This window comes from Pseudotabrizicola sp. L79, assembly GCF_036553525.1.
In the GTDB taxonomy this organism is placed as follows: Bacteria; Pseudomonadota; Alphaproteobacteria; order Rhodobacterales; family Rhodobacteraceae; genus Pseudotabrizicola.
Genome location: NZ_JAZHDA010000052.1, coordinates 146,860 through 172,886 on the forward strand (window position 1 = coordinate 146,860; position 26,027 = coordinate 172,886).

At 62.4% G+C, this 26,027-nt stretch carries 29 protein-coding genes; 5 read left to right on the top strand and 24 right to left on the bottom strand.

The genetic code is table 11. From position 1 onward, the window contains the following. Positions 1 to 36: 36 nt before the first annotated feature. Positions 37 to 864 carry a DUF6473 family protein gene (locus tag V3C85_RS13860; protein ID WP_331795741.1) on the bottom strand — a complete coding sequence of 276 codons (828 nt, stop codon included), beginning with the start codon at positions 862 to 864 and terminating at the stop codon, positions 37 to 39. Between the two features lie 161 nt (positions 865 to 1,025). Here V3C85_RS13860 and V3C85_RS13865 point away from each other — a divergent pair, with 161 nt between their 5' ends. Then, entirely contained in the window at positions 1,026 to 1,901 is an 876-nt protein-coding gene (locus tag V3C85_RS13865) for a 3-hydroxybutyryl-CoA dehydrogenase (protein ID WP_331795742.1), read from the top strand. A 4-nt stretch (positions 1,902 to 1,905) separates the two neighbouring features. Here the strand turns inward: V3C85_RS13865 and V3C85_RS13870 are convergent, their stop codons facing one another. The 7 genes from V3C85_RS13870 to V3C85_RS13900 form a co-directional block, all read right to left on the bottom strand. Beyond that, positions 1,906 to 2,712, bottom strand: coding sequence for a lysophospholipid acyltransferase family protein (locus V3C85_RS13870; RefSeq protein WP_331796036.1), 807 nt, complete (start codon positions 2,710 to 2,712; stop codon positions 1,906 to 1,908). A gap of 107 nt (positions 2,713 to 2,819) precedes the next feature. Beyond that, positions 2,820 to 3,089, bottom strand: coding sequence for an HPr family phosphocarrier protein (locus V3C85_RS13875; RefSeq protein WP_331795744.1), 270 nt, complete (start codon positions 3,087 to 3,089; stop codon positions 2,820 to 2,822). A gap of 2 nt (positions 3,090 to 3,091) precedes the next feature. After that, positions 3,092 to 3,487, bottom strand: a complete 396-nt coding sequence (locus V3C85_RS13880) for a PTS sugar transporter subunit IIA (protein WP_331795746.1) — start codon at positions 3,485 to 3,487, stop codon at positions 3,092 to 3,094. Next, positions 3,484 to 4,419 (bottom strand): RNase adapter RapZ, encoded by a 936-nt coding sequence (gene rapZ, locus V3C85_RS13885; RefSeq protein WP_331796037.1) that lies wholly within the window; start codon positions 4,417 to 4,419, stop codon positions 3,484 to 3,486. Before rapZ ends, V3C85_RS13880 begins: the two co-directional genes overlap by 4 nt. Before the next feature lie 7 nt (positions 4,420 to 4,426). Next, a complete protein-coding gene (locus V3C85_RS13890; RefSeq protein ID WP_331795748.1) occupies positions 4,427 to 4,843 on the bottom strand; it encodes an HPr kinase/phosphorylase in 417 nt (138 codons plus the stop codon). 9 nt (positions 4,844 to 4,852) lie between these two features. After that, positions 4,853 to 6,544: a sensor histidine kinase gene (locus V3C85_RS13895; protein ID WP_331795750.1), complete on the bottom strand. Its 1,692-nt coding sequence runs from the start codon at positions 6,542 to 6,544 to the stop codon at positions 4,853 to 4,855. Beyond that, complete coding sequence (locus tag V3C85_RS13900; RefSeq protein ID WP_331795752.1) at positions 6,541 to 7,242, bottom strand: response regulator transcription factor; 702 nt, start codon at positions 7,240 to 7,242, stop codon at positions 6,541 to 6,543. The genes V3C85_RS13895 and V3C85_RS13900 overlap by 4 nt, the downstream gene beginning before the upstream one ends. 360 nt (positions 7,243 to 7,602) lie before the next feature. On the opposite strand from V3C85_RS13900, the gene V3C85_RS13905 reads away from it, so the two are divergent. Beyond that, positions 7,603 to 9,201 (top strand): phosphoenolpyruvate carboxykinase, encoded by a 1,599-nt coding sequence (locus tag V3C85_RS13905; protein ID WP_331795753.1) that lies wholly within the window; start codon positions 7,603 to 7,605, stop codon positions 9,199 to 9,201. A gap of 66 nt (positions 9,202 to 9,267) precedes the next feature. Here the strand turns inward: V3C85_RS13905 and V3C85_RS13910 are convergent, their stop codons facing one another. Then, entirely contained in the window at positions 9,268 to 10,047 is a 780-nt protein-coding gene (locus V3C85_RS13910) for a sulfite exporter TauE/SafE family protein (RefSeq protein WP_331795754.1), read from the bottom strand. Between the two features lie 177 nt (positions 10,048 to 10,224). On the opposite strand from V3C85_RS13910, the gene V3C85_RS13915 reads away from it, so the two are divergent. Continuing rightward, complete coding sequence (locus V3C85_RS13915) at positions 10,225 to 11,889, top strand: acyl-CoA dehydrogenase family protein (protein ID WP_331795755.1); 1,665 nt, start codon at positions 10,225 to 10,227, stop codon at positions 11,887 to 11,889. A gap of 72 nt (positions 11,890 to 11,961) precedes the next feature. Here the strand turns inward: V3C85_RS13915 and V3C85_RS13920 are convergent, their stop codons facing one another. Beyond that, positions 11,962 to 13,056 (bottom strand): alpha/beta hydrolase family protein, encoded by a 1,095-nt coding sequence (locus V3C85_RS13920; protein WP_331795757.1) that lies wholly within the window; start codon positions 13,054 to 13,056, stop codon positions 11,962 to 11,964. Positions 13,057 to 13,216: 160 nt separating this feature from the next. Here V3C85_RS13920 and V3C85_RS13925 point away from each other — a divergent pair, with 160 nt between their 5' ends. After that, positions 13,217 to 14,248, top strand: coding sequence for a helix-turn-helix domain-containing protein (locus tag V3C85_RS13925; RefSeq protein ID WP_331795758.1), 1,032 nt, complete (start codon positions 13,217 to 13,219; stop codon positions 14,246 to 14,248). A gap of 24 nt (positions 14,249 to 14,272) precedes the next feature. Here V3C85_RS13925 and rpiB read toward each other — a convergent pair whose 3' ends face one another. From rpiB to recO, 3 genes are all read right to left on the bottom strand, one after another. Then, a complete protein-coding gene (gene rpiB, locus V3C85_RS13930) occupies positions 14,273 to 14,719 on the bottom strand; it encodes a ribose 5-phosphate isomerase B (RefSeq protein WP_331795759.1) in 447 nt (148 codons plus the stop codon). A gap of 55 nt (positions 14,720 to 14,774) precedes the next feature. Further along, positions 14,775 to 16,007 carry an MFS transporter gene (locus V3C85_RS13935; RefSeq protein ID WP_331795760.1) on the bottom strand — a complete coding sequence of 411 codons (1,233 nt, stop codon included), beginning with the start codon at positions 16,005 to 16,007 and terminating at the stop codon, positions 14,775 to 14,777. 71 nt (positions 16,008 to 16,078) lie between these two features. Then, positions 16,079 to 16,798 (bottom strand): DNA repair protein RecO, encoded by a 720-nt coding sequence (gene recO, locus V3C85_RS13940; RefSeq protein WP_331795761.1) that lies wholly within the window; start codon positions 16,796 to 16,798, stop codon positions 16,079 to 16,081. 78 nt (positions 16,799 to 16,876) lie between these two features. Between recO and V3C85_RS13945 the strand changes: the two genes are divergently transcribed. After that, entirely contained in the window at positions 16,877 to 17,479 is a 603-nt protein-coding gene (locus V3C85_RS13945; protein ID WP_331795762.1) for a Pr6Pr family membrane protein, read from the top strand. Here the strand turns inward: V3C85_RS13945 and V3C85_RS13950 are convergent. The 11 genes from V3C85_RS13950 to folK all read right to left on the bottom strand — a co-directional run bounded on the left by V3C85_RS13950 (position 17,471) and on the right by folK (position 25,971). Further along, positions 17,471 to 17,806 carry a DUF1491 family protein gene (locus V3C85_RS13950; protein ID WP_331795763.1) on the bottom strand — a complete coding sequence of 112 codons (336 nt, stop codon included), beginning with the start codon at positions 17,804 to 17,806 and terminating at the stop codon, positions 17,471 to 17,473. The two genes, V3C85_RS13945 and V3C85_RS13950, sit on opposite strands and share 9 nt — an antisense overlap. A gap of 12 nt (positions 17,807 to 17,818) precedes the next feature. Continuing rightward, positions 17,819 to 18,736 (bottom strand): GTPase Era, encoded by a 918-nt coding sequence (gene era, locus V3C85_RS13955; RefSeq protein ID WP_331795764.1) that lies wholly within the window; start codon positions 18,734 to 18,736, stop codon positions 17,819 to 17,821. Beyond that, the gene (gene rnc / locus V3C85_RS13960; protein WP_331795766.1) at positions 18,733 to 19,419 is read right to left on the bottom strand and encodes a ribonuclease III; all 687 of its coding nucleotides are present in this window, start codon (positions 19,417 to 19,419) and stop codon (positions 18,733 to 18,735) included. Before rnc ends, era begins: the two co-directional genes overlap by 4 nt. Positions 19,420 to 19,426: 7 nt before the next feature. After that, positions 19,427 to 20,215 carry a signal peptidase I gene (lepB, locus tag V3C85_RS13965; protein ID WP_331795767.1) on the bottom strand — a complete coding sequence of 263 codons (789 nt, stop codon included), beginning with the start codon at positions 20,213 to 20,215 and terminating at the stop codon, positions 19,427 to 19,429. A gap of 77 nt (positions 20,216 to 20,292) precedes the next feature. Continuing rightward, positions 20,293 to 20,703 (bottom strand): holo-ACP synthase, encoded by a 411-nt coding sequence (gene acpS, locus V3C85_RS13970; protein WP_331795768.1) that lies wholly within the window; start codon positions 20,701 to 20,703, stop codon positions 20,293 to 20,295. Next, positions 20,700 to 21,224: a hypothetical protein gene (locus tag V3C85_RS13975; RefSeq protein WP_331795769.1), complete on the bottom strand. Its 525-nt coding sequence runs from the start codon at positions 21,222 to 21,224 to the stop codon at positions 20,700 to 20,702. Before V3C85_RS13975 ends, acpS begins: the two co-directional genes overlap by 4 nt. A gap of 3 nt (positions 21,225 to 21,227) precedes the next feature. After that, a complete protein-coding gene (locus V3C85_RS13980; RefSeq protein ID WP_331796038.1) occupies positions 21,228 to 21,968 on the bottom strand; it encodes a pyridoxine 5'-phosphate synthase in 741 nt (246 codons plus the stop codon). A gap of 130 nt (positions 21,969 to 22,098) precedes the next feature. After that, positions 22,099 to 22,779, bottom strand: a complete 681-nt coding sequence (locus V3C85_RS13985) for a DUF2062 domain-containing protein (RefSeq protein ID WP_331795770.1) — start codon at positions 22,777 to 22,779, stop codon at positions 22,099 to 22,101. A gap of 41 nt (positions 22,780 to 22,820) precedes the next feature. After that, the gene (locus V3C85_RS13990; RefSeq protein WP_331795771.1) at positions 22,821 to 24,938 is read right to left on the bottom strand and encodes a RelA/SpoT family protein; all 2,118 of its coding nucleotides are present in this window, start codon (positions 24,936 to 24,938) and stop codon (positions 22,821 to 22,823) included. Between the two features lie 25 nt (positions 24,939 to 24,963). Then, positions 24,964 to 25,317: a DNA-directed RNA polymerase subunit omega gene (rpoZ, locus tag V3C85_RS13995; RefSeq protein WP_331795772.1), complete on the bottom strand. Its 354-nt coding sequence runs from the start codon at positions 25,315 to 25,317 to the stop codon at positions 24,964 to 24,966. Between the two features lie 75 nt (positions 25,318 to 25,392). Further along, the gene (folK, locus tag V3C85_RS14000; RefSeq protein ID WP_331795773.1) at positions 25,393 to 25,971 is read right to left on the bottom strand and encodes a 2-amino-4-hydroxy-6-hydroxymethyldihydropteridine diphosphokinase; all 579 of its coding nucleotides are present in this window, start codon (positions 25,969 to 25,971) and stop codon (positions 25,393 to 25,395) included. Positions 25,972 to 26,027: the final 56 nt, after the last annotated feature.

Here is a 26,027-nt window from a genome sequence, read left to right on the forward strand (position 1 = left end):
TTGCATTGCCGTCATGTTCCGTTAACGCCAAGGCAGCTATACATGCCGGGCGAGACACGCCGCAACCAGGCTGGCGATTTCCTGGTGAACCGCCGGGTTGGGCAATGCGGCGGCGACGGGCGCATCCATCGGCCCCAATACCATGCCTTGCGTGCCCAAGGCGCGCGCCTCGGCCGAGGGCAGCACCTGCACGAAATCGGCAGCAAGCGGGCGAATGGCGGCGATCATCTCGGCATCCACGATCAGCGGCTCACTCTCCAGATCGGCGCGACGACTGGGGGCTGGCGGGGCCTGCTGTGCCACCCACAGCAGAATGGCCCGCCCCTTGACGGCCCGCAGCAGCGCCCGCATTTGCCGAACCCAAGTGGCCCGCAACTCTTCGGCCACCACTTCAAACCGATCCGCCGAGCGCGTTTGCAGATGGCGCACCAAATGACGGGTAAAGTGGAAATCGGTGAAATCAACCTCACGAAACATCGACCGCAACAGCGGCGACGCGGTGACGAACCGATCATTCCTGCGCGGATGCACCGAATAGTAGCGATTCGTCAGATTCTGCGCCCCTGTGATCTGCATCACCGTCATCTGGGCATTGACCAGCAGATCCTGAACGGCATTGTCTTTCAGGAATGCATCGACGCCCGCATTCACCAGGCCAAGGTTCACCACCCTGACCCCGGCGATTGCCTCGATCAGGGCTGGATAAGGATTGGCCACGAATTTCCCATAGGTTTCGCTGCCCCCCAATACGGCCAAATAGGGGCGCGTGACATCGCGGCGCGGCCCCCTGAACAACAGTCGAGACGTGCCATATCGACACGGGTAATAGTCGAGCGACCCGTCGCCCGGATTTTGAAAGGCCATCACACCCACCACGTTTTATACACCCACAGGAAAGGCTGCCTGATTCCCGTTACCAAAGGTCTAAGCTTGGCCTTTTCGTAAAATCCCCAAGGCTTTAAGCGCCCTTGCCCCGCCCCACCCTGCCGCATAAGGTTGCGGCACACAGGTTTGGAGAGACAGTCATGGATATCCGCAGCATAGGTGTGGTCGGGGCGGGGCAAATGGGCAACGGCATCGCCCATGTCTTTGCCCTTGCGGGATATGACGTAAAGCTGACCGATATCAGCGCAGAGGCGCTGCACAAGGCCGTGGCCACCATCGACAAGAATCTGGAACGCCAAGTCAGCCGTGGCAAGATCTCGGCCGAAGACAAAGCCGCCGCCATGGCCCGGATCACCACCACCACGATACTGGCCGAGGTTGGCCCCAGCGATCTGATCATCGAGGCGGCGACCGAGCGTGAAACCGTCAAGCAGGCCATCTTCGAAGATCTGCTGCCCCATCTTAAACCTGAAACGATCCTGACCTCGAACACCTCGTCCATCTCGATCACCCGCTTGGCCAGCCGCACGGATCGGCCGGAAAAGTTCATGGGCTTTCACTTCATGAATCCGGTGCCGGTGATGCAACTGGTTGAACTGATCCGCGGCATTGCCACGGATCAGGAAACCTGGGACACACTGCATGCGGTTGTGCGCAAACTGGGCAAAACCGCCGCCAGTGCCGAGGATTTTCCAGCCTTCATCGTCAACCGCATTCTGATGCCGATGATCAACGAGGCGGTTTACACGCTGTATGAAGGTGTGGGTTCGGTCAAATCCATCGACGAGTCGTTGAAACTGGGCGCAAATCACCCGATGGGGCCGCTGGAACTGGCCGATTTCATCGGTCTGGATACCTGTCTTGCCATCATGAACGTGCTGCATGATGGGCTGGCCGACACCAAATATCGCCCCTGCCCCTTGCTGACGAAATATGTCGAGGCCGGATGGCTGGGACGCAAGACCCAACGCGGCTTCTACGACTATCGCGGCGAAACCCCGGTGCCGACACGCTGACCGGCTAGGGCGTCAGGCTCAGTGTGTGCTCGCGCAGCCAGGCCAGAAAGCCGCGCGGGTTGCCCTGCCACTGCTTCATATCTTCGGGCGCCAGGGGCGCACCGATGATCGGGCGTTGCGGTTTGAACAGCGCCTTCTTGATCTCATACAGCAAAAGACCCTGCCGCAGGGTGGCCGACACCTTGTTGGCAATCTGATAGGCGCGGGTGTTCTGGCCGGTAAAGCGCACGGGCACCACCGTCGCCCCCGACCGCATGATCATCTTGTGGGTAAAGGGGTTCCATTCCGCCTCGACCGCGGGGCCGAAAAAGCCCTCGGAACTGGCGACTTTCCCGGCCGGAAACAGGATGATCACCCCGCCCCGCTTCAGATGATCCATCGCCTGCTGGCGCATTTCCAACCCGGCTTCACGGGCATTTTCCTCATGCGGGAAAGGAACAGGAATCATGAATTCAGCGATTTCGGGAATGCCGGTCAGCAGCGATCGGGTGAGAATACGAAAATCAGATCGCACACGATTGACCATTTCGGCCAAGACCATGCCATCAACCAGACCATGCGGGTGATTGGCCACCACAACCACCGGTCCCTCGGCCGGGATATGGGCGATTTCAGCCTCGGGCGTCTGAATCGCGATGCCCATCTGACGCAGGGCTTTGGGCCAGAAGGGCGATCCGAACGGCGCCCCCGAGCGTTCAAAGTCGCGGATCATCCGCAGCAACGTCACCTTGGCCGTCATCCATTCGATGGTGCGGATCGTTCCGGCCTTGAACGGGTTGGTAAAGGTGCCGGCATAAGACAGACGCCGCATGTCATAGGGCTTTTCAACCCGCGTGATCGGTTGGCTGTCTTGCTTGATCGTTTCTGCCCGAGATTGGTCGCCCACGTCCTAGAGCCTTTCTGTCCCGATCCAAAGGGTCAGAAATCTTCCCCAAAACGATCGGCCACAAGCTGTTCCAGCGCCTTGGCCAGGTCATCGGCTTCGGCGCCTGTCGTCTGCACCTCAATAGAGGTTCCGCGAGAGGCTGCCAACATCAAAAGCCCCATGATCGAGTCGCCCGACACGGTCATGCCATCCTTGGTGACGCGGGCTTGGGCATCATGTCTTTCGACAACCTCGACAAATTTGGCGCTGGCCCGCGCATGCAGGCCCTTTTCGTTGATGATTTTCAGCGTCTTGTCGGCCAAACTCAGGTCCCTTCGCCCAGATCGAGGCTGTTTATGTATTTGCGCCCGGCGTCAAGCGCCGCCGCCACGGCCTCGGTCAGCGGCAGGTCGCGGGATTTGGTCAGCTTGATCAGCATCGGCAGATTTGCGCCATAGATGATGCGACGCTCGGGCCCGCAACAGGCCATCAGCGACAGGTTAGAGGGCGATCCGCCGAACATATCGGTCACCACAACCACGCCTGTTCCCGCGTCCACCGCCTCGGCGGCGGCACAAATCTCGGCCTGCTTGGCCGCGCGGTCGTGATCATCCTCAATGGCTATGGCGCGCATTTTGATCTGCGGTCCAACCACATGCTCGACCGCCGCGAGATATTCGCGTGCCAATCCGCCATGTGCCACGATCACGATGCCGATCACGCGTTGTTTACCCCGCTGGCAACCCCATCCCCCACTGATGAGGCCTGAGCGCGCCGTTCCAATTCCCGATGTCGTTTTGACACCGCCCAGCCTTTTTCTGCAAGTGCATTGGCGACCATTTCGGCCATAAGAACCGACCTGTGTTGCCCGCCGGTACACCCAAAGCCAATGGAAAGATGCGATTTCCCCTCTTCCTTATGCGCAGGAAGGAGAAACAGCAGAAGGTCATTCACGCGCTGGTAGAATTCGGCAAAGCGCTGGTCTTCGCAAATATAGGCTGCAACCGCAGAATCACGTCCATCGCGCGGGCGCAAGGTCGGCTCCCAATGCGGGTTGCGCAGAAACCGGCAGTCAAACACCATATCCAGCCCGCGCGGCAGGCCCCGTTTATAGCTGAAACTTTCAATCGAAAGGGCCAGACCGGGGCTGTCGCCCAAGGCATACCAGCGGGTGATCTGCTCTTTCAGGCCATGCACGGTCAAATCAGAGGTATCAATCAGATGGTCGGCCCGCGCGCGGATCGGCCCCAACAGATCAATCTCACGCTCTACCCCTTCTTCCGGGCTTTGGTCCGGCGCAAGCGGGTGGCGGCGGCGGGTTTCGTTAAATCGACGGATCAGAACCGAGGGTTGGCAATCCAGATACAGCACATCGGCGCTTGCCCTGGGGTTCCGGGTCAGCGCATCAATCAATTCGATCAAAGCCGAGGCGTTGAAATCGCGGTTGCGAACATCAATCCCCAAGGCAATCGGCCGCACCGAGGGCGGGCCGTCGATCAGACGTGTCACCAGACTGAAGGGCAGATTGTCGATCACCTCATAGCCGATGTCTTCAAAGGCCTTGATCGCCGTTGATCGCCCGGCCCCCGACGGCCCTGTGACCAAGACCAACCGAATGGCATCGCTGCGCCCGGTGTCGTCTTCGGATGTCATTGCCCCATCACTCACGCCGCCCATGCCTTGCCAGATGCATCAAACCCCAAGCAAAATGGTCTGTTCGCTGCGCCAGCACAAGGGGCAGAGTGACGCCTTCGACCATCGTGGTTCGCCAGGGGGGCAGGCGGTCTGGTTCGTGCAGATCCAGATCCACGACAAGGCCCAAGCGCGCTGTGTCGCAAAACGGGGCATTCAAAAGGCCAAGGCCGCGGGCCTCGATCAAGCCCCGCAAGGTTGGCGGGCAACTGGCGACCAGACTGTCGCCCTGTCGTTCAAGCCAGGTTTGATCATCCGCCACCAGCACCGCCCCCAGCCCGATCAGCCGCAGCGCCAACGAGGATTTCCCTGCCCCCGAAGCCCCCCGGATCAGCACCCCCTGCCCCGCAATCGCGACAGTAGTGGCGTGCAGAGCAGTGCCCATCAGGTCACGTCAGACCGGCAGGCCAACGACAAACCGCGCGCCCAAAGGCTCAGACGAGGCATCGGCATGGGTGGGGCGGATATTCTCGGCCCAGATCACACCGCCATGCGCCTCTACAATCTGCTTGGAGATCGACAGCCCAAGACCTGAGTTGTTGCCAAAGTCATTCTTCGGGCGTTCCGAATAAAACCGCTTGAAGATCTTGGTCAACGCCTGTTCGGGAATGCCCGGCCCCGTATCCTCGACCACCACCAGCACCCGGTTGTCGCGCTTGCGCGTCCAGACCCGCACGGCATCGCCATCTTCGCAGAATGACACCGCATTGGTGATCAGGTTCACAAATACCTGAGCCAAACGCGCCTCAAGCCCGTTGACGCGGATCGGCTCAGTCGGGAAGTCGGTGATCAGTTCCACCCCTTTTTCACCGGCCTGTTGCCCAAGGTATTCGCACAGGTTGCTCAGGGTCTTGGTCAGGTTGAACTCTTCTTCCTGCTCCTTGACCAGTTCACTGTCCAGCCGCGAGGCATTCGAGATGTCGCTGACCAGCCGATCAAGCCGGCGCACGTCATGCTCGATCACTTCCAGCAGGCGGTTGCGCTGATCATCGCGTTTGGCCACATGCATCGACGCCACAGCCGAGCGCAGGCTGGCCAGCGGATTCTTGATTTCATGGGCAACATCGGCGGCGAATTGTTCGTTGGCGTCAATGCGGTCATACAGTGCCGCCACCATACCGCGCAGCGCAACCGACAGCCGCCCGATTTCATCCGGGCGGGCCGTCAGATCAGGGATACGCACGCGCGACGGCTGCATCTTGCGCGTGTCGGGGTCTTGCCCCGCCTCGGCTGCGGCCGCCAGATCAGACAAGGGGTTCGCGATGGTCGAGGCCAGAACAAGGCTTAGGCCGATCGAGACGAGCAGCGCCAGAATGAACATCTGCAAGATCTGCTCACGTTCATTCCCGACCAGCTCATCAATTTCACCCTCGGCGCTGATCAGCGCGATCACCGCAACCGTTTGCCCCGCCTGAACAACGGGCGTCGCAACCGAAAAGATCGCCCCACCCGAAGGGCCGTTCTCAAGGTTCACGACCGTTTCCCCCGCCAAGGCCCGCTGCATCAGGCTGCGGGCCAGTGCTTCGGGTTCGACAGCGGAATTTCCGCTTTGCTGGCCAGACAACAGCCGCGCCGTCGCCGACCAGATGCTGTTCAGAATATCCGTGATCAAGGTCGATCCACCCGCCTCGGGCGCGGGCGTTACCCCGCCCAAGACCGTATCCAGAACGCGGCCCTGGGCATCAAAGATGATCGCCTGTGCCCCGGGGCTGATCTCTACGTTCGGCAACAGATCAACAGCGCGCAGATCAGCCGGGCCATCATCGGGCAACCGCGCCTCGACAATGCCCGCCAGCAAACGGGCTTCGGTCACAAAGCCCTGCTCGCGCTGCGTGACAAGGCTGTCGCGGAAGGGGTTCAGGAAAAGCACCCCAGCCACCAGAACCACCAGCGCCATAAGATTGAAGACAATAATTTTGCGCGCCAAAGGCGATTGCTTCAGCGCTACAATACCACGGCGTCGGCGGCTGTCGTTCAGCGCCTTGTCCGCCGCATCATCCGGCGTCACCCAATCTTCGCCAAGCAGCACCCTGCCACCGGCAGATGCGCGGCGATCATGCGAGCCAATCTGGGGCATGGTTGTCATGTTTCGTTGTAACGATAGCCGATGCCATACAGCGTCTCGATGGCCGAGAATTCTTCATCAGCCGAGCGCATCTTCTTGCGCAACCGTTTGATATGGCTGTCGATCGTGCGATCATCGACATAGACCTGATCATCATAGGCCACATCCATCAACTGATCGCGGCTTTTGACAAACCCGGGGCGTTGCGCAAGGGCCTGCAACAGCATGAACTCGGTAACGGTCAGGGACACATCCTGCCCCTTCCAGGTCACCGAATGGCGCAGCGGGTCCATCCGCAGGTGGCCGCGCTCCATGATCTTGGTTTCTTCGGTGACCGCCACTTCGCCGGTGGAAATCGCATCCTGGCGGCGCAGCAGTGCCCGGATCCGTTCCACCAGCAGCCTTTGGCTGAACGGCTTTTTCACATAATCATCGGCCCCCATGCGCAGGCCCAGAACCTCATCAATCTCATCATCTTTCGAGGTCAGGAAAATGACTGGCATCGAGGTTTTCTGACGGATCCGCTGCAACAGATCCATCCCATCCATGCGGGGCATCTTGATATCAAGCACGGCCATATCGGGCATACGGCGCGTAAACGCGTCATAGGCCGATTGCCCGTCGTTATAGGTCTCGACTTCAAAGCCTTCGGCCTCAAGAGTCATCGAAACAGACGTCAGAATATTCCTGTCGTCGTCTACAAGGGCGATCCTTGCCATGGTGAGTTTCCTTATGACTGCTCGTACTCACGATTTTTCCACAATTCTCTGGTTTCCCATCCGAAGAATCAACCAATAAGTGCGAATCACCGCCTCTCGGCTTGGATTGTCGCAAGAAAAATACGAATGAATGGCTAATATGCCTCACATTCGTGCCCTGACGAACTTTGGTTGCGCTAACCTGCACTTGGTTGCGCTAACTGTGCCAAACCGTCCTGTTCTGCTTTGTCATCCCTGTGTTATAGGGCGCATGAGGCATCCCCTTTGGCCAGGGGCTGGCTCCGGCATCTCTTTGAGGGGTATGCCGAATTCTGACCGACAACACCCGCGCATCAAGGCGTGGCATCGGGAGCTTGCAGGATGAACAACGGACGCGTGAACCCAAACCGCACCCTCGAAACTCAAGGCATTACCGGACTGGGCAACGTCTATTACAACTATATCGAGCCTGCACTGGTCGAAGCCGCCGTCGCGCGCGGGGAAGGCCGACTGGGCAAGGGCGGTGCCTTCCTGTGCACCACCGGCCAATTCACCGGCCGCTCGCCCAAAGACAAATTCGTGGTCCGCACCAAGGCGGTCGAAGATACGATCTGGTGGGAAAACAACGCCCCCATGGCGCCCGAGGCGTTCGCCCGGCTCAAGGCCGATATGCTGGCCCATATGAAGGGCCGTGATTACCATGTGCAGGATCTCTATGCCGGCGCCGATCCGGTGCATCGCGTCGATGTGCGCGTGGTGACGGAACTGGCATGGCACGGCCTGTTCATCCGGCACCTGTTGCGCCGCCCGTCGCGCGACGAACTGGATGGCTTTGTTCCCGAATGGACGATCATCAACTGCCCGTCGTTCAAGGCCGATCCGGCCAAGCACGGCTGCCGCACCGATACGGTGATTGCGCTGAACTTTGACGAAAAGACCGTCCTGATCGGCAACACTGCCTATGCCGGCGAAAACAAGAAATCGGTCTTCACCATTCTGAACTACCTTCTGCCCGGCAAGGGTGTGATGGCCATGCATTGCAGCGCCAACCACGCCATCGGCAATCCGGTCGATGCGGCCGTGTTCTTTGGCCTGTCGGGCACGGGCAAAACCACCCTGTCAGCCAGCCCCGACCGCACCCTGATCGGTGATGATGAACATGGCTGGTCTGATCGCGGCATCTTCAACTTTGAAGGCGGCTGCTATGCCAAGACCATCAACCTGAACCCCGAGGCCGAGCCGGAAATCTACGCCACGACCAGCCGTTTTGGCACAGTCGTCGAGAATATGGTCTTTGACCCGGAAACGCTTGAGCTTGACTTCACCGACAACAGCCTGACCGACAACACCCGCTGCGCCTATCCGCTGGAGGCAATTTCCAACGCCTCGGCCACCGCTTTGGGGGGGCATCCAAAGCATGTCGTCATGCTGACCTGTGATGCCTTTGGTGTGCTGCCGCCGATCGCGCGCCTGTCGCCGGCGCAGGCCATGTATCACTTCCTGTCGGGCTTCACCTCGAAAGTCGCCGGAACCGAGCGTGGGATCACCGAACCCACCCCGACCTTCAGCACCTGCTTTGGCGCGCCCTTCATGCCGCGCCGCCCCGAGGTTTACGGCAAGCTGTTGCAGGAAAAGATCCTGAAAACCGGGGCCACCTGCTGGTTGGTCAACACCGGCTGGACCGGCGGGGCCTATGGCACGGGCAAGCGGATGCCGATCAAGGCCACCCGCGCCCTGCTGACAGCGGCACTGGACGGGTCGCTGAACTCGGCCGAATTCCGCAAGGATCCGAACTTTGGCTTTGACGTTCCGGTTGCGGCGCATGGCGTTGACAGCCAGTTGCTTAACCCGCGCGACACCTGGGCCGACAAGGCCGCCTATGATGCGCAGGCCGCCAAGCTGGTGTCGATGTTTGCCGAAAACTTTGGCCAATACGTCCCGTTCATTGACGACGACATCAAGGCTGCCGCCCTCGGCTAAGGCTTGCCCCCTTTGATGAAAGGCCCCGGCGCAACTGCACCGGGGCCTTTTTTCATCGCGCCCGCCCTAGCCGAAAAAGGCTTGCCGCACCAAGTTCAGCCCCGACAGAACCAGCAAGGCTTGGGTCAGTTTACGAAACTGCTGTTGCGGCAGGCGGTCTTGCAACCGATACCCCGCCATCATGCCCAATTGCGCAGGCACGATCAGCAGTGCCGAAAAGGCCAGACGCCCCCCTGCCATCAACCCCGTGCCCAAATGCGCGGCCAGCAAGACGATGGCACCAATCAGAAAGACAACCCCCTGCGCCCGGATCATCTTTTGCTTTTCCACCCCGACAGACAAAAGATAGATCAAAAAGGGCGGCCCCCAGATGCCCGACACACCGCCGTAAATGCCCCCCATCACCCCCAAGGCCCATTCGGCGCGGCTGCGATGTTCCAGCTTTAGGGCCAGCGGCAGACCCGCCAGTTGCAGCGCAGCAAAGGCGGTCACCGGTACCCCAAGGATCAGCAGATAGGCCATGCGCGGGATGGAATGGAACAGTTGCGCCGAAATGGCGATAAAGATGATGGTTCCGATGATGAACCGCCGATACTCCAGCGCCGAGTCCAGGGCCAGCGCCGGGCCTTGGCGGAACGCTTGGCTGACATTGGTGATCAAGGTGGGCAAGATCAGCCCGGCAAGGGCGACATCCGGGGGCAAAAAGCTGGAAAAAGCCGAAATCATGATCAAAGGCATGGCAAAACCCACCGCGCCTTTGACAAAGCCCGCAAAAAGCGTGACCGCACAGGCCAACAGCAGCGGCCCGGTTTCAAGTTCGAAAAAGGTGGTTACGGCATCTATCATGGTGCCTTTTCGCGTAACTTGGCACGCAGGGAAAGCCGCAGCAGCCCGGAAAACCAATGATTTTTCGCTGCGACATTTTAAGTCCTTGTCGTGACGCAGATTGAAATTAAGTTGCGCTGCGACTGCAAAACGGTTAGCTACAATGCACTCGCAGAATCCAAGGACAGGAATCGCGCCATGGCCCATGATGGACAATCGCTTGCCACCCCGCTGCTGGCGGATCTGACCGCGCTGACCGCGCAAATCGTGCCCGAGGTTGAGGCCATCTTTGATCAGGCCCGCGAAAACCTGCGCGCCGCGGTCACCGTCGGTGGCAAGGTTTCGGCGGCCGCCATGGATGAACACCAGCATGCCGCCCATGCCCTTTCGTGGCTGGCCACCTATACCGAGGCCCTGCGCCAGATGCAGGCTTGGGCAGATCGCCTGACCAACGAAGGCAAGTTTGCCGAGACCGAGGCGCTGATCCTGCAAATCGCTTTTGGCGAATATCTGAACCAGATTCATGGGGGCATCTCCATGAGCCAGGGCGAGGTCGCGCGCTTGCAGGACCTTGGCCTTGCCTCTGGCACCTGCGGTGCGGCGGCGCAAACCCTGATGGCCCATGGGAACACCGCCGCCGCCCGCGCCCGCCTTGTGGCCCTGATGCGCGACAGCCGCGCCAATGCCACCTTTGGCGCATCGGGGTTGGAAGACGAACTGGAGATGATCCGCGACCAGTTCCGCCGCTTTGCCGATGAACAGGTCAAACCCTACGCGCATGAATGGCACCTGAAGGATGAGCTGATCCCGATGGAGATCATCGATCAGCTTGCCGAAATGGGCGTGTTCGGCCTGACCATTCCCGAAGAATTCGGCGGCTTTGGCCTGTCAAAGGCCAGCATGGTGGTGGTCAGCGAAGAGTTGTCGCGCGGCTATATCGGCGTGGGTTCGTTGGGCACGCGCACGGAAATCGCAGCCGAGCTGATCCTCTGCGGTGGCACGCCTGAACAAAAGGCGCAGTGGCTGCCCAAGCTGGCAAGTGGCGAGATCCTGCCAACCGCCGTGTTCACCGAGCCGAACACCGGGTCTGATCTGGGCAGCCTGCGGACGCGGGCGCGCAAAGAGGGGGATGAGTGGATCATCTCGGGCAACAAGACCTGGATCACCCACGCGGCCCGCACCCATGTGATGACGGTGCTGGCCCGCAGCCTGCCCGACACCACCGATTACCGGGGCCTGTCGATGTTTCTGGCCGAGAAGACCCCCGGCACCGATGAGACCCCCTTTGTCGATCCCGGCCTGTCGGGTGGCGAGATCGAAGTGCTGGGGTATCGCGGCATGAAGGAATACACGGTCAATTTCGACGACTTCAAGGTCAAGGCCGAGAACCTGCTGGGCGGGGTTGAAGGGCAGGGCTTCAAGCAGTTGATGCAGACCTTTGAATCCGCCCGCATCCAGACCGCAGCCCGCGCCATCGGGGTGGCCCAGTCGGCGCTGGAGTTGGGGATGGATTATGCGACGGATCGCAAACAGTTCGGCAAGTCACTGATCGAGTTTCCCCGAGTGGCGGGCAAGCTGGCGATGATGGCGGTTGAAATCATGGTGGCGCGGCAGCTGACCTATTTCAGTGCCTGGCAGAAAGATCATGACAAGCGCTGCGATCTGGAGGCCGGGATGGCCAAGCTGTTGGGCGCGCGGGTGGCTTGGGCTTGCGCGGACAATGCCTTGCAAATTCATGGCGGCAACGGGTTCGCGCTGGAATATCAGATCAGCCGGGTTCTGTGTGATGCCCGCATTCTGAATATCTTTGAAGGGGCGGCTGAAATTCAGGCGCAGGTGATCGCGCGGCGGTTGCTGGACTAAGGTCACAAAAGGGGTGTCTCTGCCAGAGACACCCTTGCCATGACGCAAAATCAACAGCTTGGCTGACGGGATTTACGATCCGTTAACCACTGCCCCTGCCCCTGCGCCGGACCCTGCCGCCGCAGCCGTCCCCAGAAACTGCAGAATCGTGTCTGCCAGTTCGGCATGAATATCCCCCCGTGACCGCCCGCCCGCATCGGTGCACAGCGGGTCGGCTTCGCCCTCGGCCACCAGGATGGCAGGCCCCTTTGGCGTGCATTCGGCCAGAAAGCTGAAATGGGTGGCATCGGCCACAAGGCGATACTGCGCGCCGGGCACCGTCTCGGACAGCGCGCGCGCATGGACAGGGGCCGGAACATGCGCCTCGGCCCCCAGATTGATCACCAGCATCGGCAGATCAATGCGGCCCAAGCTGTCAGAGGTCAGGGTTTCGACAATTCCCGGATCGACGACCACGGCAAAGCCGATGCGATCATCGCGCAAATCCTGCGCCGCAGGCGTCAGATCAATGGCATGCAGATCAACCCCGAACCGCGCGAAGAAATCGCAATCCGACATGCCACGCCCGCCCGCATCGCAAAAGGCGGCCAGCCGGGCCGGATCAACCCGCGCGCCCGACAGCGCCAAGGCCGTATAGCCCCCCGCCGAAAAGCCCAGAACCCCGATCCGCGCCGGAGCGACAAAGGGGTAATCCTGCGGGTGCGACGTGATTTCATCCAACACCGCCGTCACATCTTGCGGGCGCTGCCAGATGCGCGCGGCCTCGATCGCAGAGGCATTGCCCGAAGTGCTGCCGGGATGGTTGGGCAAGGCCACGACATAGCCCGCCGCTGCCAGTTTCGAGGCGATCCAGCCAAACTGGCCAGCATTGCCCCCTGCCCCGTGCGACATGACGATCAGCGGATGGCGACCGGGGGCAGGCGGCGCACCCCGCCCTGCCGGGGTGCCGTGAAAGACGCCATTGCCGCCCACCGTGACGGCCCGCCCCCCCGGTTCAGTCGGATACCAAAGGTGGACATCAAGGCTTTGCCCGCGCAGGGGGGCGGTGGCCTTGGCATAGGCAATGCCAGCCCGACCGTCATAGGGCGGGCGGGTGATGGCGCTGGTGGCCCAGATCAGACCAAGCGTAAGGGTGGCGGCACTGATGGCCTTGAAGAAGATATGCATGACTGGCCCTTTCTTTGGCGGCATGGGGGGCGGAATGGGGGGGCGGTATGGGGCCAAACGTGGCAAATCGGCAGCCATGCGGCGTCCTTGATCGCGTTCAAGGTCGTGCCGGATCACGATCTGGGATACACCAAGGCCAGCCCCGACTTGGTGTTCTGCGATGCTTTTGGTTCCTGTCAGCCTGTTTGCCACTGCCGCCCTTGGCCTGATCCTTGCCCATCTTTTGATGACGCGCGACATGCAGCTTGCCGCGAACCGGTTGTTCGTGGCCTTGGTGGCGCTGTATCTGGTGCAATCCTTTCTTGTCGCGCTGCGCTGGGGCTATGGGGTCGATGCGCTGCGCCTGCCTGTCGGGCTGATTGCGGCGTTGATCCCGGCCTGCGCCTGGCTGGCCTATCGCGCGCTGTCGGGCAAGGTGGGCCGGGCAGGACGGGCTGGCTGGGGGCAGATATGGGCGGCGCTGCCCGTGGCGTTGATCTGGGGGGCGCTGCTGGCCCTGCCCGATGCGGCCGATCTGATGATTCCGCTGGCCTATCTGGGGTTTGGGCTGCTGATCTTGCTGCCGGTGCTGCACGACCGCGAGGCCCCGGCGCTAAGCCCGATTGGCGATGGCCGTCAGACCCGCTTGGCGATGGGGTTGATCGGGGGCACGCTGATCGCCTCGGCCTTAACCGATGCCTTTATCTTTTACGATTTCCTGCGCAATGCGGGCCAGAGCAGTGGCCATGTCGTATCATTCGTGCAGACCGCCTTTGTGGTCGTGGTGGGGGTGGCGGCGGGCTTTGGCCGTTCTGCCCGCGATGATGGGGCCGAACCGGAAAAGGCCGTCGATCCGGCGGATCTGGCCGATCATGCGCGGGTTCTGGAACGGCTGGAGGCGCTGTTTCAGCAAGAGGGATTGCACCGCGCGGAAGACCTGAGCCTGCGCCGCCTGTCGCGGCGGCTGGGTCTGCCGGATCGCCGGGTTTCCGAGGCGGTCAACCGGTTGCGCGGGCTGAACCTGTCGCAGTTCGTGAACGAATACCGCGTGCGCGAAGCCTGTGGCCTGCTGCGTGAAACCGATCAGAGCATCTTGCAGATCGCGCTGGCGGTGGGCTTTGCGTCGAAATCGAATTTCAACCGCGAATTCCTGCGCGTGGTGGGGCAGACCCCCAGCGCCTGGCGCAGTGGCGGGTCTGGCCCCACAGGCTGACAGGGCGCGGGCGCCCTGCCCCGGTCAGCCTTCGATGGCGGTGATCATGGCCACACGGTCGGCGTGCCGCCCGCCTTCGAATTCGGCGCTGGTGAAGGCATCGACGATATCAAGCGCAAGGCCTTCGGCCACGACGCGGGCCCCCAGCGCCAGCATATTTGCATTGTTGTGCTGGCGGATCATCCGGGCCGAGAAGGTGTCAGAGCAGACACCGCAGCGGATGCCCTTGACCTTGTTGGCGGCCATCATGATGCCCTGGCCGGTGCCGCAGACGATGATGCCCAGGTCGGCCTGACCGGCCGCCACGATCTGGGCCGCGGCCTGCCCGTGTTTGGGGTAATGGGTGCTTTCGGTTGTGGTGGGGCCGATATCCTGCACCTGCCAGCCCTTGGCGGCCAGATGGGCGGCAATGGACTGGCGCAGGGGAATGGCGGCGTGATCGCTGGAAAGGACGATGCGGCGGGTGGTCATGGCGGACTCCGGTCTGGCAAGGGCTGCTGCCTTGGACCAGATCGCCGCGCGGCTGTCAATTTATTGGGCTGTCGGCCCGGCCCCGCGACGGGCGCATGATGCCAAGCCGGGGATGCAGACGCCCCGCGATGACCCAGCATCCCGCCAGTGCGGCCCCAGCGGCGACAAAGATGCCAGGCAAGGGCGCGATCAGCAGCACCAGCCATGCGGCACCGGGGGTCAGAATGCCCGAGACATCGCGGAAACTGGAATAGACGGCCGACATCTCGGTCCGCTCGCTGGGTTTGACGGCCATCAGGAAGGGCAGCCCGCCGACGACATCAAGGGTGACCAGAAAGACCGACGCCGCCATGCAGGCCAGCACGGCCAGCCACGGCAGCGGCGAGAGCAGGGCCGCCGAGAAGAACGCCACCGCACAAAGTGCAAAGGCCAGCCGCACGCCCGCCCGCACCGAGGCGCCGCGCACCAGTTTCAGGATGAAGGGCGAGGCAAAGAGCATGGTGTTCGACAGCGACAGCGCCATGCCGCCCACCTTGTCGCCCAGTCCCGCCTCGACGCAGAAGATGGGCAGGTAAACGACATAGACCCACCAGCCACAAGACCGCACCACGGCAAACAGCCAGCCCGCGATCAGCCGGGGTTGCGCGAAGAACCGGCCCAGATAGGCCAGCGGGTTGGCAGCCGGGCCTTTGGCGCGGGCAATCTGCTTGCCATTGCCCAGCCGCAGGATCCAGAACACGGTCAACAGCGCGACGGCAAAGCTGCCCGCGACGATAAAGGGCAAGGGCGCCCAGATCGAGCGCAGCCAGACCCCCAGCAGCGGGCCAATGGCCCAAGGCCCGGCGGCAAAGACCATTTGCAGCGACTGGCTGCGGCCAAGGCTCTGGCGGTCGATGTAATCGAGGATATAGGCATTGAGGCAGACAAAGGTGGTGGCCGTGGCCATGGCCAGCGTCATCAGGGCCAGCGCCAGCGACCAGCTTTGGCCCAGCATCGCCAGCGCCATGCCCAGCAGATACAGCCCGCAGCCCAGCGAATACATCCAGCGGCGCGGAATGAACCGCGTGCCCCAAGGCACGAACAGCCCCCAGATCAGCGACACAAGGCCCGCGGCGAAATAGGCGGCCGAAGTGGCCTCGGCGCTGCCAAGCGCGTCATAGACCGCCAGCGGCATGGCCGAGATCAGGGTGCCGCGCACCGTGGCCTCCATCCCCGAAAGCAGCGCGAAGTTCTGCACCTTGGGGGTGGGGGAATGCTTAAGGAAGATCGGGATGTAACGCGTCGCCATAGGTCTTTCTGCACCCGCCCCCCGCTGCGGGTCTGGGCTGACTGCGACAAAAGCGCGTCGCAAAGGGGCATTCAACCGCGCAACAGACGGGCCAGCAGGCGGGCGCGCGCTTCGGGCAATTGGCCGCCCGGCAGGCGGTCGGCCAGCGCACGGGTCAGGAAATGGCCCGTCAGATCCAGGGCCTGCGCGGCCTCGGGGCGGGTGACGGGGCCTTGGCCCATCAAAGCTGACGGCAGTGGCAGCAGCTTGGGTGCCCAATCGCCCGCCCCGGCGCGGCTGACCGCGCGGCCCGTGCGCGGGCTGACAAAGGCCAGATCGTCGCGCGCCCCCGTCACCGCGCAAGACCCAAGATCAAGGCCAAAGCCGATCTCTTCAAGCAAGGTCAGTTCCCAGCGCAGATAGGGCGCCAGCCAATCGCCGCCGCTGGCCTGATCATCCAGCAGGCGGATGGTCTTGGCGTAAAGGCCGGCATGGGGGTCACGTTCGGGCAGGGCCAGATGCAGCAGCGCGCAGGCCGAGGCCAGCCCCGCCAGCGCCAGCGGATCCTCTAGAACAGCGGCGCGGGATTTCACCGGCTCGATGGTAAAGCTGCCCAGTTGGTCTGACAGCCGCGCCCGCCAGGTGACTGCAAGCTGGGTGCCAGGTTGCAGATGCGCCGCCAGCTTGCGCGAGGCCCCGCCGCGCACCACGCCAAGATGGCGGCCATGCACGGCGGCATAGACCTCGACAATCGCCGAAGCCTCGCCATGCGGGCGAGAAGAAAGCACCACGGCGTCATCTGTCCAATCCATCGGCGGACGATGCAATTCCGGGGCCGGTGACGCAAGGGCGCACTTGCGCTGACAGTGGTGTTCATGCCTGATTGCCCCATGATGATGCGTCGCAGCCTTGCCCTTTTGCTGGCCCTTGCCGCCCTTGCCGGGGTGCTGGGCCAGTTTGCCCTGAATGGCAGCAAACCAGAGCTGATGGCCTGGGGGCCGCGGGCTTGGGATTTGCTGCGCTATTTCACCATTCTGACCAACGGTCTGGTGGCGGCGCTGATGCTGGCCGAGGCGGCAGAGCGCAGGCCGGGGGGCAACTGGCTGACCACGGCGGCGCTGAACATTGCCATGGTGGGGCTGATCTACCAAACCTTGCTGGCCCCCGAGGTGCCGTTTCAGGGGTGGAACTGGCTGACCGATTTCCTGATGCATGCGGCGGTGCCGGTGGGCATGGTGCTGTGGTGGGTGGCCTTCGGGCCGCGCCAGTTGCGGCTGGCCCAGGTGCCGCTGTGGCTGATCTGGCCGTTTGGCTATTGCCTTTACGCGCTGATGCGCGGCGCGGTTGAGGGGCGCTATCCCTATTTCTTTCTGGATGTCGCACGGTTTGGCGCGGGCCAGATTGCGCTGAACATTCTGGGACTGGTGGCGGTGTTCGGGGTGTTTGGGCTGCTGTTTCTGGCCCTGTCGCGCGGGCTGCGGCGGTCAGGCTGACAGCCCGTCTTGATCCAGCAGGCTGCGGCCCTGGCGATCTTCCACCTCGATCACCCAAAGATCTGGGTCAAAACCGCGCTGGCGCTGTATGGCGGCATCTACATCGCGCTCGCCCCCTTTGGTCAGCGTGACCCAGACCCGCGCGCCGCTGGTCAGATCAAAGCTGCGCTGAAAAAGCTGGGCCTGCCCGTCCAGCGTGGCCAGTTTCACCAGCACCGCGCCCGCCGTATCATCGCCATGGGCCACGACAAAGGCCGCAATATCGGCCAGCCGCAGCCGGGCCAGATAGGCATCGATCCAGAACCGGGTGGTCAGGCGCGGGGACATGCGCCCCCCCGATCAGGCATCGCCATCCTTGAAATCAAGCCCCATTTCCGAATAGCGCTCGGCCTCATCCAGCCAGTTTTCACGCACCTTGACGGTCAGGAACAGATGCACGGGGCGGTCAAGAAAAGTGGCAATCTCGGCGCGGGCCTGCTGGCCCACCTGCTTGATCGTCTCGCCCTTGTGGCCCAGCACGATGCCCTTGTGCCCATCCCGCGCGACATAGACGATCTGGTCGATCCGGGTCGAGCCATCGGGGCGGTCTTCCCATTTCTCGGTCTCGACGGTCAGCTGATAGGGAATTTCCTCATGCAGGCGCAGGGTCAGCTTTTCGCGCGTCATTTCGGCCGCGATCATCCGCATCGGCAGATCGGCGATCTGGTCTTCGGGGTAGAACCACGGGCCAGAGGGCACTTCGGCGGCCAGCCATTCGCGCAGATCTTGCACCCCATGGCCGCGTTCGGCGCTGATCAGAAAGGTTTTGGCAAAGGGAAAGGCGTCGTTCATCTTTTGCGTCAGCGCCAGCAGCACCTCGGCCTTGACGCGGTCGATCTTGTTGATGGCCAGCGCCACCGGCTTGCCCTTGGGCATTTCCTCGGCGATGCGGTTGATGATGGCCTGCACGCCTTCGGTCAGGCCGCGATGCGCCTCGATCAGCAGAACGACGATATCGGCATCGGCTGCCCCACCCCAGGCGGCCTTGACCATGGCGCGGTCCAGACGGCGGCGCGGGCGGAACAGGCCGGGTGTATCGACAAAGACGATCTGGCTTTGGCCTTCCATCGCCACACCGCGAATGCGGGCGCGGGTGGTTTGCACCTTATGGGTCACGATGCTGACCTTGGCCCCCACCATGCGGTTCAGCAGCGTCGATTTGCCGGCATTCGGTTCGCCGATCAGGGCGACAAAGCCCGCGCGGGTGGTCTCGGTCATTGGTCATTCTCCATCTGCGCCAACAGCGCCTCTGCGGCGGCGGCTTCGGCCACCCGTTTGCCGGCGGCCGTGGCGCGGGCCGACAGGCCATTGTCCAGCCGGACTTCGATTGTGAACATCGGTTGATGATCGGGGCCACTGCGGGCGGTTTCGGTATAGACCGGCAGGCCCAGCCCCTGCGCTTGCGAGCGTTCTTGCAGCGCCGATTTGGGGTTGTAGATCCGCGCCTCGGCCTCATGCACGCGGGCGCCCCACAGCCGCAGGACCAGTGCCTTGGCCGCGTCAAAGCCCCCGTCCAGATAGACGGCGGCAATCAGTGCCTCCATCGCGTCGCCCAGCAGGGTTTCCTTGCGGCGCCCCCCGGTCAGCATTTCCGACCGGCCCAGTTTCAGCACCTCGCCCAGACCGATGTCACGGGCAACCTCGGCGCAGGTTTCCTTGCGCACCAGGGCGTTGAAGCGCGGGGCCAACTGGCCCTCGCTGGCCGATTTGTCGGCAGCCAGCATTGCCTCGGCCATCACAAGGCCCAGAACGCGGTCGCCCAGAAATTCCAGCCGCTGGTTGTCGGGCCGTGTGGCCGAACCGATCGAGGAATGGGTGACCGCGCGGATCAGCAATTCGCTGCGCCGGAAGCTGTAACCGATGCGCGTTTCAAATGCCTTCAGATCCGCCGAGAGCCGCATGCCGAGTTCAATCCACCGCCTTGAAGAAACGATCCGAGCGCCATGTCCAGAAGAACAGCATCGACCGCCCCGCAGAGGAGAACATGATCCGGTCGGCGCGGCCGATCAGGTGGTCGGCGGGCACAAAGCCCACGCCCCCGGCGGCCTGCGCAAAGCGGCTGTCCATCGAATTATCGCGGTTGTCGCCCATGAAGAAGTAATGCCCCTCGGGCACGGTGAAGACATCGGTATTGTCGCCCGACCCATTGGTGTCGATGTTCAGGATATCATGGGTGCGGCCACCGGGAAGGGTTTCGGTGTAACGGCTTTTCTTGCAGATCTCGCCTTGGCCGATGGGGCCGTTTTCACAGCGCGGCAGGTTGCGCATCGGGCCTTGCTGGTCATAGACCTCTTCAAACACCCCAGCAGGCTGCGGCGTCACCTCTTGGCCGTTCAGGAACAGCACACCGTTTTTCATCTGCACGGTATCGCCCGGCAGGCCGATCAGGCGCTTGATGAAATCCGACCCGTTGACCGGATGGCGGAACACCACCACATCGCCGCGCTCGGGCTCGGAAAACAGGATGCGGCCCGAAAAGGGGCAGATGCCGAAGGGGCAGGAATATTGCGAATAGCCGTAAGCCATCTTGTTGACGAACAGGAAATCGCCGATCAGCAGCGTGTCTTTCATGCTGCCCGACGGAATCCAGAAGGGCTGGAAGAACAAGGTGCGAAAAGCGCCCGCAATCAGCAGCGCATAGACAACTGTCTTGATCGTTTCGACAATACCGCCATCGGTCTTTGCCTTGCTTGCCATGGTCTGCCCTTATACTCGTCTTTTGGGATCGCGCCGCTACATGCGCCCCCTTGCCTTGTGAGTCAAGCGAAGCGGCCTCACCCTTTCGGGATTGGCCGGGCTTCGATCACCACAAAGGCCTGTGCCCAAGGGTGATCATCGGTCAGGGTGACATGGATCACCGCCTCATGGCCCTCGGGCGTCATCTCGCGCAAGCGCAGCGCGGCCCAGCCGCTGACGGCCATCACGGGCTGGCCGGTGGGCAGGTTTGACACGGCCATGTCCTTCCACGAAATGCCCATGCGCAGCCCCGTGCCCAGCGCCTTGGAGCAGGCCTCTTTGGCGGCCCAGCGTTTGGCATAGGTGGCGGCGATGGCGCGCGGGCGGCTTTCGGCCTTGGCCTGTTCGCGGTCGGTGAACACCCGATCCTTGAAGCGCTGGCCGTGGCGGGCAAGAACCGCCTCGATCCGGTCGATATTGGCAAGATCGCTGCCGATGCCCAGAATCATTGGCGCTGGTCCAGATTGGCGGTGATCTGGCCCGTGGCCTGATTGATGGTGACGCGCACTGTGCCCGCAACCGGTTGGCCGCGATCATCATAGGTGCCGCCAGACAGCGTGACCGTCAGACCGCGCGCCGGATCATAGGCGGCGGTGGCCCCCTGCAACGTCAGAAAGCCAAAGCCGGTGGGGCCGGGCATCGCAACCACCCGGCACTGGCGCAGGCCCAACATATCAACCGGCGGCGACAGCACCAACAGATGAAACGCTGCGGCGGCAGGTTCGGCGGTATCAAGCACGGCAAGCCGGATCGCGCCATTGGCAAAGGTGCGGGTGTTGTCTTCCCACGGTTCGGCCAGATTTTCAGCCGAAACCTGCCAATCACAGGGCGTGACAACCTGGGCCACGGCCCCCATGGGCCACCACAGCGCCAGCAGCGCCGCCGTCCCCCGCGCCACGACACGCAGCCCGGCCCCCAAAGGCAACAAAGCGGCGGGCGGGGCGGCCCTTGCGGGGGCAGGTTTCAGCACGCGTCACCCACGGGCGGCGTCCATCCGGTGGCGCATCTCCTCGATGGCGCGGCCAAGGCCGATATAGACGGATTCTCCGATCAGGAAATGGCCGATGTTCAGCTCCATCACCTCGGGCATGGCAGCGATGGGGGCGACATTGGCAAAGGTCAGGCCGTGGCCGGCATGCACCTCAAGGCCCAGCCCATGGGCCATGGCCGCCGCTTTGCGCAGCGCCTCCAGTTCGGCCTCGGCCTCGTCCTCGCGGCCCTCGGCGTGCAGGTCACTGTAATGGCCGGTATGCAGTTCCACCACGGCGGCACCGATGCGCGCGCTGGCCTCGATCTGGCGGGGATCGTGGCCGATGAACATGCTGACCCGACAGCCCGCATCGCGCAGCGGTTTCAGATATTCGGTCAGCCGGGCCTGATCGCCCGCCACATCCAGCCCGCCTTCGGTGGTGCGCTCCTCGCGGCGTTCGGGCACAAGGCAAACCGCATGGGGCCGGGTTTGCAGCGCAATGGCCTGCATTTCATCGGTGGCGGCGCATTCAAAGTTCAACGGAATGCCGATCCCGGCCCGAAGCGCCACGATATCGGCATCGCGGATATGGCGGCGGTCTTCGCGCAGATGGGCGGTGATGCCATCGGCCCCCGCCGCCTCGGCCAGAAGGGCCGCGCGCAGCGGATCAGGCCAGGCGCTGCCCCGCGCGTTGCGCAAGGTGGCCACATGGTCGATGTTGACGCCCAACCGCAGCTTGCCCATGGTCATCTCAATTCCCCCAAGTTTTCTCTTGGCCCCCAAGTTTTGCCTTGTGCCAAACTTTAGGACAAATGACGCGGCGCACCAGCCCAGATTTGTGCCCGATACAGCCCGCGCCTCGCTTTGCCCGGCCCTAGGTTTCCCCGGCCCTGTCGTCATCTGCCCTGTCATCATCAGCCGCCGCCTTGGCCCGCAGGCGTTGTGCGGCAAGGCTGCGCAGCTTTTCGGCCCGCGCCCGGCGGCGCTTTTGCCGCAGGGCCTGATAGGCCGCGATCATCGGCAGGCTGATGTAATAGCACAGCGTCGCCGCAACGATGCCGGGCAAGAGGCCGCCCACCAGATAGGGTTTGAACAGGCCATAGTAGAAATGCGCAAGATGCGACCACTTGGCGACATCGCTGGTGAAAATGGCAAGGATGTTGTTCCAGACCTCGCCCCCGGCAAAGGCAAAGGCAGACAGGATTTCGCTGGGGGGCACGGCCTCGCGCCCGGTGCCCAAAAGCAGGTGGCCCAGCTTGACCGAGCCAAAGGCGATCAGCGGAAAGGTGATCGGGTTGCCAAAGAAGGTGGCAAGGATGGCGGCCAGAAAATTCCCCCGCATGATCCAGGCCAACAGGGCCGCGCCAAAGAAATGAAAGCCGAACAAAGGGGTGAACGAGATGAAGACCCCCGCCCAGACGCCCCGCGCGATGCGGTGCGGCGGGTCTGGCAGCCGGGTCAGGCGGTGCCAAATGTAACTTCCGGCGCGGAACCAGCCGCCGCGCGGATAAAGCCATTCAAGGATCGTGCGCTTTTTGCGCCGCCTGAAGACCACTTTGGCCCCTCCCCCCGGTTCCCTGCGGTCTTGTGACCTTGTCAGGGTTTGCGTGTCATGTCGCGGTGGCGCGACACCTGCGCGACGTCGGTCTCGGCCTCAAGCGCCGTCATGACCATGTGCAGGTGTTCGACATCCCGCAGGTCAACGTCAATGTAAAGCCGATAGAAGTCAGGCTTGCGATCAACAAAGGTCAGATCCGAGATATTGGCCTTTTGTTCGCCGATCAGGGTGCAGATCCGCCCCAAGACCCCGGCATCATTGGCGATGGTCAGTTCCACCGTTACCGTATTCACCGCCGCATGTCGGCCCGCATGCCAGGACAGATCGACCCAGCGTTCGGTCTGATCCTCAAATTCGGCCAAAGCCGGGCAATCAATGGAATGGGCCACGATGCCCTTGCCGCGATAGGTGATGCCGACGATGCGTTCACCCGGCAACGGCTGGCAGCACGGGGCGCGGCGGAACACCTGATCGTCCGACAGGCCCAGAACCGGGCGGGCGCTGTCCACCTCGGGCAGGTCGGCGCGGGCAAGTTCGGGATACAGCGTCTCGACCACCCGCCGCGCCGTCAGTTCGGCAGAGCCAAGCCGGGCCAGCAGATCCATCTCGTCGTTCAGGCCCAGCATCTTGGCGGCGGTGCGAAGGGCCTTGTCGCTGGCCTTTTTGCCGATGTGGTCAAAGGCCGCGCGGGCCAGTTCATTGCCCAGCTTGATAAACCGGCCGCGATCTTCGTCGCGCAGCGATTTGCGGATGGCCGCCTTGGCGCGGCCCGTCGTTACGATGTCGATCCAGCTGGATTGCGGCAATTGGCCTTCGGCGGTGATGATCTCGATCGACTGGCCGTTTTTCAGCCGCGTCCACAGCGGCACGCGGATGCCATCCACCTTGGCCGAAACCGTGGAATTGCCGATGCGGGTGTGGATGGCATAGGCGAAATCAAGGGGTGTCGCACCGCGCGGAAGCTGGATCACATCGCCCTTGGGGGTAAAGCAAAAGACCTGATCGGAATACATCTCAAGCTTGACGTGCTCAAGAAACTCGTCGTGGTCGCCTTCGTCGAACCGTTCGGTCAGACCCGCGATCCAGCGGGCGGGATCGACGGCAAAGGGGTTTTGCGCGCGCACGCCTTCGCGATAGGACCAATGCGCCGCCACACCGGCCTCGGCCACTTCGTGCATCTGGCGGGTGCGGATCTGCACCTCGACCCGCTTGCCATCGCGGCCCGACACAGTGGTGTGAATCGACCGATAGCCGTTCGATTTGGGCTGGCTGATGTAATCCTTGAACCGGCCCGGCACAGCGCGCCAGCGTTGGTGGATCACGCCCAGAATGCGGTAACAATCGGCCACGGATTCGCAGATCACGCGAAACCCGTAAATGTCGGACAGACGCGAAAAGGCCAGATCCTTTTCCTGCATCTTGCGCCAGATCGAATAGGGCTTTTTCGCGCGGCCATAGACGGTGGCATCAATATCGACCCGATCCAGTTCAGACCGGATGTCGGCGGTGATCTTGTGCACCACATCGCCCGATTCGCGCTGCAAGGTCAGAAACCGGCGGATGATCGAATTGCGCGCATCGGCGTTCAGAACCTTGAAGGCAAGGTCTTCCAGTTCTTCGCGCATCCACTGCATACCCATGCGCCCGGCTAGCGGGGCATAGATTTCCATCGTCTCACGCGCCTTTTGCGCCTGCTTTTCCAGACGCATCGACTTGATCGTGCGCATGTTGTGCAGGCGGTCGGCCAGCTTGACCAGAATCACCCGCAGATCCTTGGACATGGCCATGAACAGCTTGCGGAAATTCTCGGCCTGCTGGCTTTCGGTGCTGGAAAGTTGCAGGTTGGTCAGCTTGGTGACGCCATCGACCAGTTCCGCCACCTCGGTGCCGAATTTATCGACAATATCGGTATAGGTGGATCGGGTGTCTTCGATCGTGTCATGCAACAGGGCGGTGATGATGGTCGCATCATCCAACCGCTGTTCTGTCAGGATCGCGGCCACGGCGACCGGATGGGTGAAATAGGGTTCACCCGATTTGCGCATCTGGCCTTCGTGCATGGCCATGCCATAGGCATAGGCCTTGCGAATCAGATCGGCATTGCTGCGCGGATTGTAGTTGTGGACAAGGGCGACCAGGTCTTCGACGTCGATCATATTCGCGCTTGGCCGACCTCTGTTCTCAGTTCTCGCCTTGCGCTTCCATCAGGGCGCGCAACAGCTTTTCTTCCGACATGTCATCCTGCATCGGGCGGTCGATCTCACCCGACATCAACAAAGCCATCTGATCGTCTTCAGGCTCATCAACCTCAATCTGGGTTTGATAGCTTTCGATCATGCGCTCGCGCAGAACCTCGGCCGATTGGGTTTCGTCGGCGATTTCGCGCAGGGCGACAACGGGGTTCTTGTCATTGTCACGTTCGATCGTCAGCGGCGAGCCGGACTGAATCTCACGCGCCCGATGGGCGGCAAGCATCACCAGTTCGAACCGGTTCGGAACCTTGTCAACGCAATCTTCAACCGTCACGCGGGCCATGATCTGCTCCAGTCGCTTTTGGGGGCATGTAAAGGGCTTTACTACGCGTGATGGCGGGGCTTGACAACCCCGCTGTCAGCGAAAAAGCCGCACATCTGCGCGATCTTGCTGCGAAAGGGCCGCCAGCATCTGCCGAACCGACAGGCCCAGCGCCGGATGCACCCAGTCGGGCGCGATATCGGCCAAGGGCACTAGAACAAAGGCACGATCTTGCAGACGGGGGTGCGGCAGGATCAGCCGGTCAGGCGCAAGACGGGCCTGATCAGCAGCGGAAAGGCCGCGCCACCGCGCCTGTTCGGCCGCGTCAGGCAGCACCAGATCCGCCATTGCCAGAAGATCGATGTCCAGGGTGCGCTGCCCCCAGCGCAAGCTGCGCACACGGCCAAAGGCGGCCTCAACCCGGTGCAGCGCGGCCAGCACATGATCGGGTGTCATGCCATCGGGAACCGACACGGCGGCGGCGGCGTTCACATAGTCAGGCCCCGCGCCCGCCGGAAAACAGGGCGTGCGGTACAGCGGGCTTTGCTGCACAACGGGCAGGCCCTCATCCGTCAGACGCAAAAGCGCCTGCTGGATCACCTGATCGGGCGACAACTCGCCCAAAGGTGTATTGGCCCCAAGGGCAACGAAACTGTGTATGGTCCGTAACGTCAACTTTATTACTCTTATGTATAGACTGGCTTGTGGCTACACTGGGCGCACCCTAAGAC